This is a genomic window from Novosphingobium sp. (genome assembly GCF_030699305.1).
GTDB lineage: Bacteria > Pseudomonadota > Alphaproteobacteria > Sphingomonadales > Sphingomonadaceae > Novosphingobium.
Window position 1 is genome coordinate 255,943 of the sequence record NZ_JAUYNB010000010.1, and the last position, 14,253, is coordinate 270,195.

Annotated in this window: 14 protein-coding genes; 8 read left to right on the plus strand and 6 right to left on the minus strand. The window is 65.8% G+C overall.

Annotation, left to right across the window (positions count from 1 at the left end; all coding sequences use genetic code 11):
- Positions 1-84 precede the first annotated feature (84 nt).
- The gene (locus Q8Q53_RS04050; RefSeq protein ID WP_305700469.1) at positions 85-549 is read left to right on the plus strand and encodes a hypothetical protein; all 465 of its coding nucleotides are present in this window, start codon (positions 85-87) and stop codon (positions 547-549) included.
- Between the two features lie 7 nt (positions 550-556).
- Here the strand turns inward: Q8Q53_RS04050 and Q8Q53_RS04055 are convergent, their stop codons facing one another.
- Positions 557-1,864 carry a homoserine dehydrogenase gene (locus tag Q8Q53_RS04055; RefSeq protein WP_305700470.1) on the minus strand — a complete coding sequence of 436 codons (1,308 nt, stop codon included), beginning with the start codon at positions 1,862-1,864 and terminating at the stop codon, positions 557-559.
- Positions 1,865-1,989: 125 nt separating this feature from the next.
- Positions 1,990-2,841, minus strand: coding sequence for a hypothetical protein (locus Q8Q53_RS04060; RefSeq protein ID WP_305700471.1), 852 nt, complete (start codon positions 2,839-2,841; stop codon positions 1,990-1,992).
- 335 nt (positions 2,842-3,176) lie between these two features.
- On the opposite strand from Q8Q53_RS04060, the gene Q8Q53_RS04065 reads away from it, so the two are divergent.
- The 4 genes from Q8Q53_RS04065 (at position 3,177) to Q8Q53_RS04080 (ending at position 5,817) form a co-directional block, all read left to right on the plus strand.
- Positions 3,177-3,836: an energy transducer TonB gene (locus Q8Q53_RS04065; protein WP_305700472.1), complete on the plus strand. Its 660-nt coding sequence runs from the start codon at positions 3,177-3,179 to the stop codon at positions 3,834-3,836.
- A 70-nt stretch (positions 3,837-3,906) separates the two neighbouring features.
- Positions 3,907-4,671, plus strand: a complete 765-nt coding sequence (locus Q8Q53_RS04070) for a MotA/TolQ/ExbB proton channel family protein (protein ID WP_305700473.1) — start codon at positions 3,907-3,909, stop codon at positions 4,669-4,671.
- Between the two features lie 121 nt (positions 4,672-4,792).
- Positions 4,793-5,329: a biopolymer transporter ExbD gene (locus Q8Q53_RS04075; RefSeq protein ID WP_305700474.1), complete on the plus strand. Its 537-nt coding sequence runs from the start codon at positions 4,793-4,795 to the stop codon at positions 5,327-5,329.
- Between the two features lie 32 nt (positions 5,330-5,361).
- A complete protein-coding gene (locus Q8Q53_RS04080; RefSeq protein ID WP_305700475.1) occupies positions 5,362-5,817 on the plus strand; it encodes a biopolymer transporter ExbD in 456 nt (151 codons plus the stop codon).
- Positions 5,818-5,889: 72 nt separating this feature from the next.
- On the opposite strand, the gene Q8Q53_RS04085 is transcribed toward Q8Q53_RS04080, so the two are convergent.
- Positions 5,890-8,370 carry a ligase-associated DNA damage response DEXH box helicase gene (locus tag Q8Q53_RS04085; protein ID WP_305700476.1) on the minus strand — a complete coding sequence of 827 codons (2,481 nt, stop codon included), beginning with the start codon at positions 8,368-8,370 and terminating at the stop codon, positions 5,890-5,892.
- Between the two features lie 143 nt (positions 8,371-8,513).
- On the opposite strand from Q8Q53_RS04085, the gene Q8Q53_RS04090 reads away from it, so the two are divergent.
- Positions 8,514-9,788: an MgtC/SapB family protein gene (locus Q8Q53_RS04090; RefSeq protein ID WP_305700477.1), complete on the plus strand. Its 1,275-nt coding sequence runs from the start codon at positions 8,514-8,516 to the stop codon at positions 9,786-9,788.
- On the opposite strand, the gene pgmG is transcribed toward Q8Q53_RS04090, so the two are convergent.
- The 3 genes from pgmG to Q8Q53_RS04105 are packed head-to-tail and all read right to left on the minus strand — an operon-like array spanning position 9,785 to position 12,342.
- Entirely contained in the window at positions 9,785-11,188 is a 1,404-nt protein-coding gene (pgmG, locus tag Q8Q53_RS04095) for a phosphoglucomutase/phosphomannomutase PgmG (protein ID WP_305700478.1), read from the minus strand. The two genes, Q8Q53_RS04090 and pgmG, sit on opposite strands and share 4 nt — an antisense overlap.
- A 2-nt stretch (positions 11,189-11,190) precedes the next feature.
- On the minus strand, positions 11,191-11,481 hold the full coding sequence (locus tag Q8Q53_RS04100) for a DnaJ domain-containing protein (RefSeq protein WP_305700479.1): 291 nt from the start codon (positions 11,479-11,481) through the stop codon (positions 11,191-11,193).
- 6 nt (positions 11,482-11,487) lie between these two features.
- On the minus strand, positions 11,488-12,342 hold the full coding sequence (locus Q8Q53_RS04105) for a division plane positioning ATPase MipZ (RefSeq protein WP_305700480.1): 855 nt from the start codon (positions 12,340-12,342) through the stop codon (positions 11,488-11,490).
- Between the two features lie 90 nt (positions 12,343-12,432).
- Here Q8Q53_RS04105 and panC point away from each other — a divergent pair, with 90 nt between their 5' ends.
- On the plus strand, positions 12,433-13,281 hold the full coding sequence (panC, locus tag Q8Q53_RS04110) for a pantoate--beta-alanine ligase (RefSeq protein ID WP_305700481.1): 849 nt from the start codon (positions 12,433-12,435) through the stop codon (positions 13,279-13,281).
- 140 nt (positions 13,282-13,421) lie between these two features.
- Positions 13,422-14,204, plus strand: a complete 783-nt coding sequence (locus tag Q8Q53_RS04115; protein WP_305700482.1) for a CsgG/HfaB family protein — start codon at positions 13,422-13,424, stop codon at positions 14,202-14,204.
- Positions 14,205-14,253 lie beyond the last annotated feature (49 nt).

Sequence of the window (14,253 nt, forward strand, 5' to 3'; positions counted from 1 at the left end):
TGGGCCGCCGTTACGCAGCGCGGTTCAGCGGCGATTAACCGCCCGGTGCGCTTGTGACTGCCATTACTTTTGGTGGGGTGAACAGTGCGCAATCAGGGTCTGGTGATGATCGCGGTATGGGCGGCACTGATCCCGGCCGAGTCGCGCGCCCAGTCGCCGGCTGAGCCAGTCCAGCCGGACAGCGTCGATCAGCGAGTAGCGGAAATGCTCGATTCGGCCCGCGCCGCGTATGGCGTGCGCGATCCGCGCGACCGGTGCCGCCGTTCGGCCGATGGAGAGATCGTGGTCTGCGTTGATCGCGGAGAAGACTTGCGCGTGCCATCAACCGCTGAATCCGATCCCAATTCGCGGGAGGCGCGCCACGCCCGCGACGCCGACGTGATGCGCGCACCGCAACTCGATCGCGGCTCGTGCCGGGGCCAGCCGGGCTGTGTGGTCGGCGGCTGGGCACCGCCGCCAGTCTACGTCGTGGACGTCAGCCAGTTGCCACAGGCCCCTGAAGGATCAGACGCCGACCGCATCGCCAAGGGCGAGATTCCGGCACCCTGACGGCGGATCAATCGCCCAGCAAGTGCAGCACCAGCGGCGGCTCGGTCAGGCTTTCGGACCCGTCGAGCAGGCGAATCGCCTCGGCCACGGCGCGCTCGGGGCCTTCGTGGGTGACCATCGACACCATCACTGCCCCGGCATCGCCCGCCCGGCCCTTCTGGATCAGGCTCTCGATCGAAACGCCCGCGTCACGCAGCGCGGCGGTGATTTCGGCCAGCACGCCGGGCCGGTCGGCAACCATGAAGCGCAAGTAGGACCGGCCCAGCCGGTGGCCGGTTTCCGCGCGCGGCATTGCCTCCAGCTCCGCGACGGGGACCGAGAACGGCGCCCCGATTTCGCCGCGCGCCAGATCGATCAGATCGGCCACTACCGCACTGGCGGTGGGGCCATCGCCCGCACCGGCACCCTGGAACAGCAGGCGGCCAGAGAAGTTGCCTTCGGCGACCACGGCGTTGGTTGCGCCATCGACATGCGCCAGCGGATGATCAAACGGCACCAGGTGCGGCTGAACGCGCTGGAACAGGTGGTGAGTGCTGCCGTGTGCCTCGGTGTCGGCCATCCCGATCAGCCGGATGACAAAGCCCAGCGCGTCGGCCTGGGCGATATCCGCCGCGCGCAGCCGGGTGATTCCGGCGGTTTCGACCGACGCGAAATCGACCTGCGCCCCGAACGAGATTGCCGCCAGGATCGACAGCTTGTGGGCGGCGTCGGTCCCCTCGATGTCAAACGCAGGGTCTGCCTCGGCAAAGCCCTTGGCCTGCGCTTCGGCCAGGACATCGGCGAAATCGCGGCCGGTATCCTCCATGGTGGACAGGATGAAATTGCAGGTGCCGTTGAGAATGCCGTAAACCCGCTCGATCTCGTTCGCCGCGGCCCCTTCGCGCAGACCCTTGATCACCGGGATACCGCCCGCGACCGCCGCTTCGAACTTCAGCCCGACTTTGGCAGCTTCGGCCTTGGCGGCCAGTTCCAGCCCGTGGTGCGCGATCATCGCCTTGTTTGCGGTGACCAGCGATTTGCCTGCCTCGAACGTGGTGCGCGCCAGCGCCAGTGCCGGGCCGTCAGACCCGCCGACCAGTTCGACCACGACGTCGACATCGTCGCGCTCGCCCAGGATGACCATGTCATCGACCCAGGCATAAGGTGAGAGGTCGACGCCGCGATCCTTGTTGCGATCGCGCGCGCTGACTGCGGTAATCTGCAACGGACGGCCCGCGCGGCGCGCGATCAGCGCGGCGTTGGCCTCCACCAGGCGGATGACCCCGGCCCCGACCGTGCCCAGTCCTGCAAGTGCGATACGAAGCGGTTCGGCCATGATGCCCCCTTAGATACTGGTCCGGCGCAATACTGGTCCGGTGTTGGCGCGCCCATGCCAAGCCCCGGCGCGCTTGGAAAGCCAGTTGTGCCTGGGCAGCTGCTATTTCCGCGTACGCGGGCTGATTATTTCCGCGTGCGCGGGCAGGGGCCAAGCCGTTCAAGCAAGGCGCGGTAATCGGCGCTGGCGGCAGCGCGGTCGGCCGCGCCGCCGGAAATGCTGGCTCCCGCCGGCAGGCCGGGGGCCAGGAAGCACGCCAGCCGGTACCACGCCAGCGAATCGCGCGGCGGTGTGCCGCCGTCCGTGCCGACCAGTTCGGAAAACGACACGCTGATCCGCGCGGGCTGGCCCGGCGTGCGCGCAATCGTGGCGGCGGCGGGGTCGCCGCTGGCAGTCGACAGGAACACCTGCGTCTCGCCTTCCCCGGCCAGTGTGCCGGTAACGTGGATCGCTTCGCGCACCCCGGTTATCCGCTGCGGTGCGCCCGGCGACAGCAATTCGCCCAGCACGCTGCGCAGCCGGGCATCCAGCGCGGTGTCCCACAGCAATTGCCCGTCCGGCGCGACCAGTTGCAGTTCACCGGGCCGCCCGGCGACCGTCCGGGCAAAGATCACCACGCTTTTCTTCCGGATCGCCGGGGGCTTGCCCTTGGCGTCCAGCGGCAGGTCGACCAGATAGCGCACCTGCTCACCCATCAGGCCGCGCCCGCTGACCAGAGCCTCGACCCGGCCTTCGACATAGAACCGGCCCCACCCGGCGCGCACGCCGCGTGCGCGTTCCGGTTCGACTGCGGCCAGTTTGCGCGGCTGGACCCGGATGACCAGCGGAGCGCCGTCGGCAAGGTCCGCCAGATCGGCGTAAGTCGGTGCGGGCAGCACTGGTATCGCTGGCCGCGAATCGGCCACGGCGGGGGCAATTGCCGCCGCAGCCGAAGCAAGTGCGAGAATCTGGGCAAAAGTGCTGGTAAGCGTGGGCATCTTCGGTCAAGTTCCAGTACGTGACGGGGCGATTACCCCACTAGGAAACGGATTCCCGGGGGTCTTTGTATGAAATGAGACATTAACACACTTGAATCGGCCGTTAATGGATAAAGCGTTGCGCGCTTGCCGCCTCGCGGTTAAAGCACACGGAAAACCGGGCTTATAAACAAAAAATGCCCGCGATCTGGCCAAGTCGGCGTCGGGCGTCGATGTGGTTTCCCGGATTGATCCGCAGGGTGGTAGTTAAGTTTTGAGCGGCCGAATCCGTCAGTGGGTTCGGGCGTTAGGTCCGGGTCTTGGCCCGGGGGGACTGTTAGGAGTGATCCGTCTGAATGGCTTACGCTGACCAGGAGATGAGCGGTAACAAGGTTACCGCATTTGTCATCGTTGCCTTGATCCACGTCGTCGTCGGCTATGCGCTGGTGACGGGGCTTGCCTATGAAGGCATTCGCCAAGTGGTGAAAAAGGTAACGACCGTCGACATTAAGAAGGAAGAGCCGAAGAAGGAAGAGCCGCCGCCACCGCCTAAACAGCAGGCAGCGCCTCCCCCGATCGTGGCTCCGCCGCCGAAGATCAATGTGAGTGTGGCTCCGCCGCCGATCACGACTGTGGTGACGGCTCCGCCGCCGCCGCCTGTTATCGTGCCGGTGCTGGCTCCGCCTGCTCCGGTGGCTCCGCCGCCGCCGCGGGTGCAGCCCAAGTCGGCTTCGCCCAGGGGCAATCCGGCAAACTGGGCGACGACCAACGATTACCCGACTCGCGCGCTGCGTGAAGAACGCGAAGGCACTACCAGCTTCCGCGTAACGGTCGGGGCCGATGGCCGTGTTACCAGCTGCGATATCACCGGTTCCAGCGGGAGCGACGATCTTGACGCTGCCACCTGCTCGAACGTGACGCGTCGCGCGCGGTTCAATCCCGCAACCGACGGCGATGGCAACCCGACTTCGGGCAGCTACTCGAACCGCGTCCGCTGGGTGATCCCGAAAGATTGATTCACATTGACCGCTCGGCTGGCTGAGCCGGGTTTTTCCAGACACCATTCTTCTCTGAGAGGACTATCGCATGTTTATCGTTGACCTTCTGGCCGCTGCTGCAGACGCGGCTGCTCCGCAGAACAAGTTCGGCTTCGCCGAAGCCCTGGAACAGGGCGGTTTCATCGCATACGCCACCGTCATCATTCTGGGCGTGATGTCGTTCGGTTCGTTCTTCATCCTGTTCACCAAGTGGATTGAACAGTCCAAGGTGCTGAAGCAGTACAACGAACTGAAAGCCGCCTTCTGGAAGGCTCCCGATCTGAAGACGGGTGCGGCCAAGCTCGACAAGAACAGCGCCTGGCGCCAGGTGGTCGACGATGGTCTGGCCGCTGAAGAAGCCCACGGCAAGATGACCGATGCCCTGGAAGCCCATGACTGGCTGCACGGCTCGCTCGCCCGTTCGGAAGCGAACATCAACTCGCGTCTGGCCACCGGCCTGCCGTTCCTTGCCACCGTTGGTGCAACCTCGCCGTTCATCGGTCTGTTCGGCACCGTGGTCGGCATCTACCGCGCGCTGATCGCCATCGGCATCGCCGGTTCGGCTTCGATCGATAAGGTCGCTGGCCCGGTCGGTGAAGCACTGATCATGACCGCGCTGGGTCTGCTCGTCGCCGTTCCGGCCGTGCTTGCCTACAACTACCTCCAGGCTCGCAACAAGCGCATCGCCGAACTGCTTTCGGGCTTCTCGACCGACGTGCTCGCGAACATCAACTCGAAGGGTGCGGTCAAGCCGGCCGTAACCGCTGCTCCGGCCGCGGCTGCGAAGCCTGCTGCTCCGGCTGCCAAGGCCTGAAGTCGCCAACCCGGCGCCGGTGTGGGGTTGGCCCCACCCGGCGGCGGTTCCAACCGGCCCGCGGCAACCGATCAGCCGATCGATCTGCGGGCGGGGGAAACGTTAGAATAGGATGTAACACATGGCGATGTCAGTAGGCGGCGCCGGCGGCGATGAGAAGCCGATGTCGGACATCAACACCACGCCCCTTGTGGACGTGATGCTGGTGCTTCTGATCATCTTCCTCATCGCGGTTCCGGTCGCGATCCAGACGATCCAGAAGCTGAAGATCCCCGTCATCGTCTCGGCGGAGTCCAAGGACAAGGTCGAAAACCTGCTCCTGACCGTGAGCACCACCGATGCTGCCGGTCGCAGCGCCGGTGATCCGGGCTTCGAAGGGGCGTATCTGGGCGGTGATTGCCGGATCTATTTCAACAACATCACGGCGGTCGATTCGAACGAGCTACGTGATCAGGCCTTCAAGCGGCTCGACAGCATCGTGAAGCGTGCTGGCGGTCCCGAAGCGCTGCGCGACAATCCGGAACTGATTCCGGAAGTGCACATTCGTGGTGACGTCAGCGCCCCGTGGCGCTGCGTGGCTGGTGCGATCTATAACGTGCAGATCTCCGGCTATCCGACCGTCGGGTTCATTTCGACCCCGGTTGATCCGAACGGCTAAGCCCGGCCTGACCAGAATTTAGGAGCAAAACCATGTCAATGTCAGCCGGCAGCGATGATGGCGAACCGATGATGGAAATGAACACGACGCCGCTTATCGACGTCATGCTCGTTCTGCTCATCATGTTCATCATCACCATCCCCGTGGCGACCCACGCGATCAATATCGATCTGCCCTCGCCGCAGCCTGTCACTCCGGACGTTCCGATCGAACGCCAGAAGAACAAGCTCGTGATCATGCCGAACAGTGAAATCCTTTGGAACGGTGCTGCAATCAACACCGGTCAGCTGGTGACATTGTTGCAGGCCACTCTGGCGATCAAGCCGGAGCCGGAACTGCAGTTCCAGCCTGACCCCCAGGCCCCGTATGAAACATCGGCCAACGTGCTGAACATCATCAAGGGTTCGGGCGTGACGGCATTCGGCTTCGTCGGGAACGAACAGTTCTCGGAATTCAGCAAGCCGGAAAATGCGCCGGAAGGCAATTAAGCCGCGAGCGGCTTGATCGACCGATAAATCGGGGGCGGAGCGATCCGCCCCCTTTTTTGTGCTGATTGCGGATCAGTCGCCATCCGGCCAGTGATCGACCGCCTGCCCAGGCCCGTCATCTTCAAGCGACATGGCTCGCGCCGCCAGGCCTTCGGCTTCGATCAGCAAATCCTCATCCGCGCTGCCCTGGGGCAGGCTTTCGCGGCCGATCATCACCAGCAGCGGAACGGCCAGCGGGCTCACCCGGTCCAGCACGACGTGGCAAAGCTGGGATGCAGCGCGGTTCAGCACCCCGCTCAATCGCCCGACATCGGTCATGCGTTCGCGCGCGTCCGCCCAGGCTGCCTCGATCAACACGTGGTCCGGCTCATATTTGCGCAGCACATCGTAGATCAGGTCGGTCGAGAAGGTCACTTGCCGCCCGCTCTTGCGCTTGCCCGGATGATACCGTTCCACCAGTCCGGCAATCACCGCGACTTCGCGGAAGGCGCGGCGCAGCAAGTAGCTGTCCTGCACCCAATCGACGAATTCAGCCGTCAGGATATCGGGGGACAGCAGCGCGCCGGGATCGCTGATCGGCCGCGTGCTCCAGACCGCAAAGCCGTAATCGTTGGCGACGAACCCCAGCGGACCCAGTCCGCGATCTTCCATCCGCCGGGTCACCAGCATCGCCAGCGACTGATGGGCCGGCCAGCCTTCGAAGGTGTAGAACACCGTGTAGTGCCGGTCCCTGTCCGGAAAGCTTTCAACCAGCAATTTTCCGGGCTCGGGCAGCTGCGAACGCCAGTCCTGCACTTCCAGCCATTCGCGCACATCGTCGGGAAACCGCGCCCAACCGGGCCGGTCGGCGAGCATCGCCTGAACCCGGTCGGCAAGATGCGTCGTCAGCGGCATGCGCGCACCCATGTAGCTGGGTATCTGCCCCGTTTTCCGGGCCGCGCGAACCACCAGTTCGGTCTCGCGCATGGCCTCTACTTCAAGGTCCAGTCCCGCAAACCGGAAGGTCGATCCCGGTGAGAGGCTGGCCGCAAAGCCTTCCTCCACCCGCCCTAGCGCGCGACCGTTGCGGAACCGCACGTCCAGCATCTCGCTGTCGAGGATGATACCCGCGTTCAGCCGATAGCGTGCAGCATGATCCGGGTGGGTCAGCCGCCACAACCCGTCCCGCCCGCAAACGATCCGCTGAAACCGGTCATAGGCTTTCAGCGCATAGCCGCCGGTCGCGACAAAGTTCAGCACCCGCTCCCACCGCGCCGCGTCGATCCAGCGATAGGCCGATGCCGACTGCACTTCGGCCAGCAGGGCTGCGCCGTCAAATGGTCCGGCGCAGGCCGTTGCCATGACATGCTGCGCGAGCACATCCAGCCCGCCGGGGCGAAATCCCTCGCCGTCGCGCTGCCCCGCTTCAACCGCATCCTGCGCGGCCATCGCCTCCAGAAACTCGAACCGGTTGCCGGGAGCAAGCAGCGCCCGGCTGGGGCAGTCGAGCCGGTGATTGGCGCGCCCGATCCGCTGGAGCAGCCGGGATGACCCTTTCGGCGCGCCCATCTGCACCACCAGATCGACATCGCCCCAGTCCACCCCCAGATCGAGACTGGCCGTTGCCACCAGCGCGCGCAGCCGCCCTTCCGCCATCGCGGTTTCGACCTTGCGCCGCGCCTCTTTGGAAAGGGAGCCGTGGTGAATTCCGATCGGCAGGTGATCGTCGTTCACGTCCCAGAGCAGTTTGAAGATCAGTTCGGCCAGGAACCGGGTGTTGCAGAACACCAGCGTGGTCCGGTTGTCGCGAATCGCCTGATACAACTGCGGCACCGCCCATGCAGCGGCGTGACCGCCCCACGGCACGCGGGCATCGTCCGGCAGCAGTATCGCCAGTTCCGGCGGCGCGCCCGGCTCCCCTTCGACCAGGGTCACGTCGTCCGCATCGCCGCCGGGGGCCAGCCAGCCGCGGAAGGCATCGGGATCGGCCACGGTCGCTGACAGTGCGGTCCGGCGCATCGCCGGTGCCAGCGTTTGCAGCCGTGCCAGCGCGAGCGCGAGCAGATCGCCGCGCTTGCCGGTGGCAAAGGCATGCACCTCGTCGATCACCACCCGCTTCAGGCTGCCGAACATCACTGCGCTTTCGGGATAGCTCAGCAGCAAGGACAGCGATTCGGGCGTGGTCAGCAGGATATGCGGCGGATTGGCGCGCTGGCGGGCCTTGCGATCGGACGGGGTATCGCCGCTGCGGGTTTCAACCCGGATCGGCAGGCACAGTTCGGCAATCGGCGTCATCAGGTTGCGCTGCACATCGTGTGCGAGCGCTTTCAATGGCGAAACATACAGCGTGTGCAGGCCATCAGGCGGCGGCGCACCGTCCAGCCGTTCGGGGCAGAACGCCGCCAGCGTCGGCAGAAACCCGGCGAGCGTCTTGCCCGCGCCGGTATCGGCCACCAGCAGGGCGTGGCGCAGGGCGTCTGCGGCAGCCAGCATGTCCAGCTGGTGCCGCCGCACGCGCCAGCCACGCGCCGCAAACCAGTCGGCCAGCAGGGCAGGAGGTGCGGTCGCGGACATGCAGTGGACAAGGCTTCCGAGTGCGAAGATGGCAAGTCCACCCTGCCGGGGCCGTGCCAATCGCGCAACCGCCGTGCGGCGGGCTGGTCGGCAATGCCGTAAACGCCCTTCCATCACAGGGCTGCGCCTGCCATCAGCATTGGATGGAGATTGCCACCCTGCTTGATGACCCAGCCCCGGCAGCGCTCGGTCTGGCGTTGGCGCTTGGCTTGCTGGTCGGCATCCAGCGGGGCTGGGCCTTGCGCGCCTCGCAGGACGGCAAGCGCTTTGCCGGGATTCGCACGTTCGGCCTGATCGGGCTGGCAGGCGGCATCGCCGGCACGTTGCAGGCACGCGCAGAGGGGCTGGCCACGGTGTTGCTGGCGGCCACGGCGGCACTCGTGGTGATTGGATACTGGCGCAGCACCCAGCGCGGGCCGTCGGTCAGCGGGACAGCCAGCATGGTTGGCCTTTTGACCATGGCATTCGGATTCGTGGCGGGCAGCGGCAACTTTGCCCTGGCCAGCGCCGCGACCGGGGTGATGGTGCTGGTTCTGGCGATGCGCCACCAGCTGCACGATTGGGTGGCGGCCCTCGACGAGGGCGAGATGCTGGCAATCGCCCGGTTCGCGCTGATCGCGCTGGTGATTTTGCCGCTGCTGCCCAACACGCCGTTCGGACCTTATGACGCCTGGCGACCGCGGGAATTGTGGCTGGTGGTGGTGCTGGTCTGCGGATTTTCGCTGGCGGGATATGTTGCGGCCAAACGGCTGGGCGCATCGCAGGCGACACTGGCGACGGCGGCGGCCGGGTCAATGGTGTCCTCAACTGCCGTGACCGCAGCGCTGGCGGGGCGCTTGCGCAGCGGCGATGGTGACGCCGCCGTGCTCAACGCCGGGGTTGCGCTGGCATCCGCCGTGATGTTCGCGCGGGTGATCGTATTGACCGGCGCGCTGGCCGGATTTGCCCTGCCAATGCTGATGCTGTGGGCGGTGCCGGGCATGGTGGTCAGCCTGATCGGCACAGCCGTGCTGATCCGCCGACGCCAGGATGGCGCGGGCAGCGGCAATGTCGCCCCCAGCTTGCGCAACCCGTTCGCGATCAAGCCCGCGCTGGTGCTGATGGTGCTGGTCATGGTGCTCAGCGCGGTCTCGCACTGGGTGCTGGAACGCTATGGCAATGCCGGTCTGGCGACTGTTCTGGCACTGTCCGGGATGGTCGACGTCGATTCGGCGATCATCACCATGGGGCACCTGCCGGTCGGGGCGCTTGCGCCGCACACCGCCGCGCTGGTGCTGATGCCGCCAATCCTGCTCAACACCCTGTTCAAGGCCGGGGCCGCACTGGGCATGGCCGGGTGGCACCGGGCGTGGCCGGGGGCTGCGGTGCTGGCGGCGAGCTGCATTGCCGCGCTGGGGACGCTGCCGCTGCTGCTCTAATGATCGATTTGCGGCCCGCGGGACACGCCGGACAGCGCCAGCTGCGCATCCACTTCGGCCAGCAGCCGTCCCAGCCCGGCCGCGTCGCCGCTTTCGGCGCGGACCACCAGCACATCCTGCGTGTTCGATGCGCGCAGCAGCCACCAGCCATCGGGCGTGGTCACCCGGACCCCGTCGATCGGGTTGACGTCTGCGCCTGCACGCTCCAGCCGTTCGCGGACTTCATCCACCACGGGGAACTTGCGCAGATCGTCGACTTTGAATCGCAATTCGGGCGTGTTGACGACGGCGGGGATCGCATCGCGCAGCTGCGTAACGGACCGTCCCAGCCGGACCGATGCGGCGATCAGCCGGACGGCGGCGTAAAGCGCATCGTCAAACCCGTAAAAATCATCGGCAAAACAGACATGGCCGGTCATCTCCCCGCCCAGAGGGGCAGCAATCCGTTTCATTTCGGATTTAATCAGGCTGTGTCCGGTTTTCCACATATGCGGCCGGCCTCCCAATGTTGCGATCCGGTCGAATAAGACACCGGAAGCCTTCACATCCGCGACAATCGTGGACCCTGGCAGGCGTTGCAGGAGGTCTTCGGCATAGATCATCAGCAACTGGTCCCCCCAGATTACCCGGCCGGTGCTGTCGACCGCCCCGATCCGATCGCCGTCACCATCGAAAGCCACGCCAAAATGGAGTGACTTGGCCGCGACCAGCGCGCGCAGATCGTCCAGATTGCGCTCTACCGTGGGGTCCGGATGGTGGTTCGGGAACGTCCCGTCCACCTGGGTGAAAAGCAGATGATGTTCGCCGGGCAGTTTCCGCGTCAAACATTCAATCGCGGGACCGGCGGCCCCATTACCCGCATCCCAGCCGATCCGAAGCGTAGCCAGCGCAGCGTGGTCGATCCCGGCGAGTCCGGCAGCCAGCCGGTCGACATAAGCGCCGAGGACATCGCGCTGCTCAACGCGGCCCATTCCTTCCTGCCAGTCGCCCGCAGCGGCCATTCGGCCAAGCTGCTGAAGCTCGTCTCCGAACACCGGAAGGCCTTCATGTACTATCTTGAAGCCATTGTGATCGGCGGGATTATGGCTGCCGGTTACCTGAATGCCGCCCTGCACAGCTGGTAACGTGGCTTCGGCGTAATACAGCATCGGGGTTGGTCCCAGCCCGATCTGCACGACGTCCGCGCCGCTGGCGGTCAGTCCGGCGACCAGGGCTGCTTCCAGTTCGGGCGAACTGATGCGCCCATCGCGGCCAACCGCCACTGCGCGGCCGCCCGTGCGCCGTACCATCGTGGCAAAGCTGCGTCCGATGGCGTGGGCGTCGTCCGGCCCCAGCGTTTCCCCCACCACGCCGCGCACGTCGTATTCACGCAGGATCGAGCGGTGGAACCGGTGCGCCATGGTCAATCAAGGGCCTGCCGGTCGATCCGGTCGAGCAACACGTCACGCGCGGCGTTGGCGGCGTGGACCTGTTCGCTGGTGCCGCCGCGATCCGGGTGAACGCGGGTGATCAGCCGCCGGTGAGCATCGATGATCGCCTCACGCGCGGCAGACCGTTCCACCCCCAGCAGCGCGCGGGCCTGCGCTTCCTTCTGGCCGCGTTCCGATGCGCGCCACAACTGCCAGGGCCATTTGCCGGTAAAAATCCGGCAAGCGAGGCAGGCCAGCACCGCGATCAGGATAATCCGGCCCATGCCGGGTCAGGCCGCTGAGGCCGGCGCGCCCGCCAGCACCAGTTCCGGCTGGGGGGTGCGTGGCATCGGCAGGTTCAGCCCTTGCAGCAGCGCGCGCAGCTCCTGGCGGGCGACCAGATGGCTGGTCCCCAGTTCGCCCAGATGGCCCTTGTCGAGCAGGGTCAGGCCAGAGGGGAACAATTCGCGAAAGATCACGCGTTCGGACAGGCCATTGGCGACGCGGAAACCAACGCGCTTGGACAGTTCGGTCAGCGCATTGTCCAGGCGGCGCATGTTGCGCGCTTCGGTATGCTGGGTGCGGTTGCGCACCACCACCCAGTCCATCTCGCGCTTCTTGTCCTTGATCGTCGCCATCGCCCGCTTCTTGCGCGCTTCCCAGATCAGCTCGGCATAGAACGACAGGCGGCGGACCTTGAACGTTTCGGCATCGACCTGCCCGATCAGGTCGAAATCGACGAAGCTGTCATTCAGCGGCGTCACCAGCGTGTCCGCGCCGGTCGCCACGTGGCGGGCGAATTCGTCGTCGCGGCCGGGGGTGTCGAAGATCAGGAAATCGGCCTCTGCGCCAAGTTGCGCGGTCAGCGCGTCCAGCTCCTCGACCGTGGTGCCGGTGAATACGGCGAACTGCGCATTGGGCAGGGTGATCTCACGCCGCCGCTCGGTCTCGGCGCGGTTTTCGAGATAGCGGTGCAGCGTGCGCTGGCGCGGATCGAGGTCGATCGCCGCGACGCGCGCCCCCTGATAGGCCAGCGCGATGGCGACATGGACCGCGGTGGTCGATTTGCCCGTCCCGCCCTTTTCATTGGCGAACACGATTCGATGCGGCGCATTGGCACTGGACGCGGAGGGGGCGTTTGACACGTGGGTTTCCCGGCTTTTCAAAGGTTGCTGCGAACGCCTGCCTGCGGCAAGGGCGCTGTTCAGACCTGCTTTATCCAAGGGGAATCGTGCGTGCAAACGATCAGCCAGCTTGTTCCACTGCGCAGTGCGGTCGATGCCCTCAAGGTCGATGGTCCGCTGGCGCTGGTGCCGACGATGGGTGCGCTGCACGACGGGCATCTGACGCTGGTGCGCGAAGCCCGCAAGCACGCCGCGCACGTGGCCGTTTCGATCTTCGTGAACCCCCGCCAGTTCGGCCCGAACGAGGATCTGGACGCCTATCCCCGCCAGCTGGCGCGCGATTCTGCGCTGCTGCAAGCCGAAGGCGTCAGTCTGTTGTGGGCGCCGACGGCAGAGGCGATGTATCCGGCTGGCTATGCCACCAACATTTCGGTCGATGGCGTCAGCGCCGGACTGTGCGGTGCGGCGCGGCCGGGGCATTTCGACGGTGTGGCGACCGTGGTGTGCAAGCTGTTCAACCAGGTCCGCCCGGACTGCGCGCTGTTCGGCGAAAAGGACTGGCAGCAGCTGGCCGTGATCCGGCGGATGGCGCGCGATCTGGACCTGACCGCGCCGCATGTCGATGGAATCATCGGCGTGCCCACCGTGCGCGAGGCGGATGGTCTGGCGATGAGTTCGCGCAACGCCTATCTCGACCCTGCCCAGCGCGCGCAGGCCGCGTGCCTGCCGCGCGCGATGCAGGCGGCCATCGCGGCGATGCGGGGCGGCGCGGACTATGCCGCGGCGCTGGCCGCGCTGCGCGGCGAATTGCTGGCGGGCGGGTTTCACACGGTCGATTATGCCGAAGTGCGCGGCGCGGATAGCATCGCCTTGCAGGCTGGTCCGGGAGCGGAGGCCGGACGGCTGTTTGTGGCGGCACGGATCGGTTCCACCCGGCTGATCGACAACCTGCCGGTCTGACTCTTTGCTGTTCCGGGCTGGCGCGAATGTGCAAGCCAAGCCGGGAAATCGTGCTTATAATTCATCGGCTGGGTCGCGCCCAGGACCACAGGGGGGGTAAGCCCAACCGGGCACCGTCCGCAGGGATGATGGAGATTTTCATGCGCAAAACCATTGCCAGCGCCATTGCGCTGGCGCTGCTCGCCACCGGTTCCCCCGCTTTCGCTGCGAAGGAAAAGGGTTCCTCCGGGCGGCAAGCCCAGGCCAACGGCACTCGCGAAATTCCAGTTTGCACCCGCAAGCTGGGCGCGATCGCGATCGTCGAACCCGACAACCAGTGGTGGCGCGAATTCAATCTGGGCAGCCCTGAGGCGATCCTGAAAGTGTTCGTGCAGAAGTCCGGCTGCTTCACGCTGGTCAACCGCGGCCGCTCGATGGGTAGCCGCGCGATGGAGCGGGCGATGGCCGACAATGGCGAGCTGCAGTCCGGATCGAACCTCGGCAAGGGTCAGGTCAAGGCGGCGGACTATTTCCTTGAACCCGATATCGTCTCGGCCAACCGCAATTCAGGCGGCAATGCCGTCGGCGGCCTGCTCGGCGGGATCGGCGGCGGGCTGTTTGGCCGTGCGGCGGGCGCGATCGCTGGCGGAATCAGCATCAAGAAGGGCGAAGCCAACGTGACGCTGTCCGTCGTCAACGCCCGCACGACCGAGGAAGAAGCCCTGGTCGAAGGCTATTATCGCAAGTCCGACCTCAGCTGGGGGGCGGGCGGCGGCCTGTTCAGCGGCGGCACGTTCGGCGCGGCTGGCGCTGGCGGGTATCAGGATACCGCGATTGGCCAGATCATCGTGCTGGCCTATCTCGATGCCTATACCAAGATGGTGACCCAGCTGGGCGGTCTGCCTGAAAACGCAGCCGCTGCGGCCCCGCAGGCCAAGCCCTGAATCACATGAATTGACCGCGTCCGCCTGTTCACGGGCGGCGCGGTCAAGT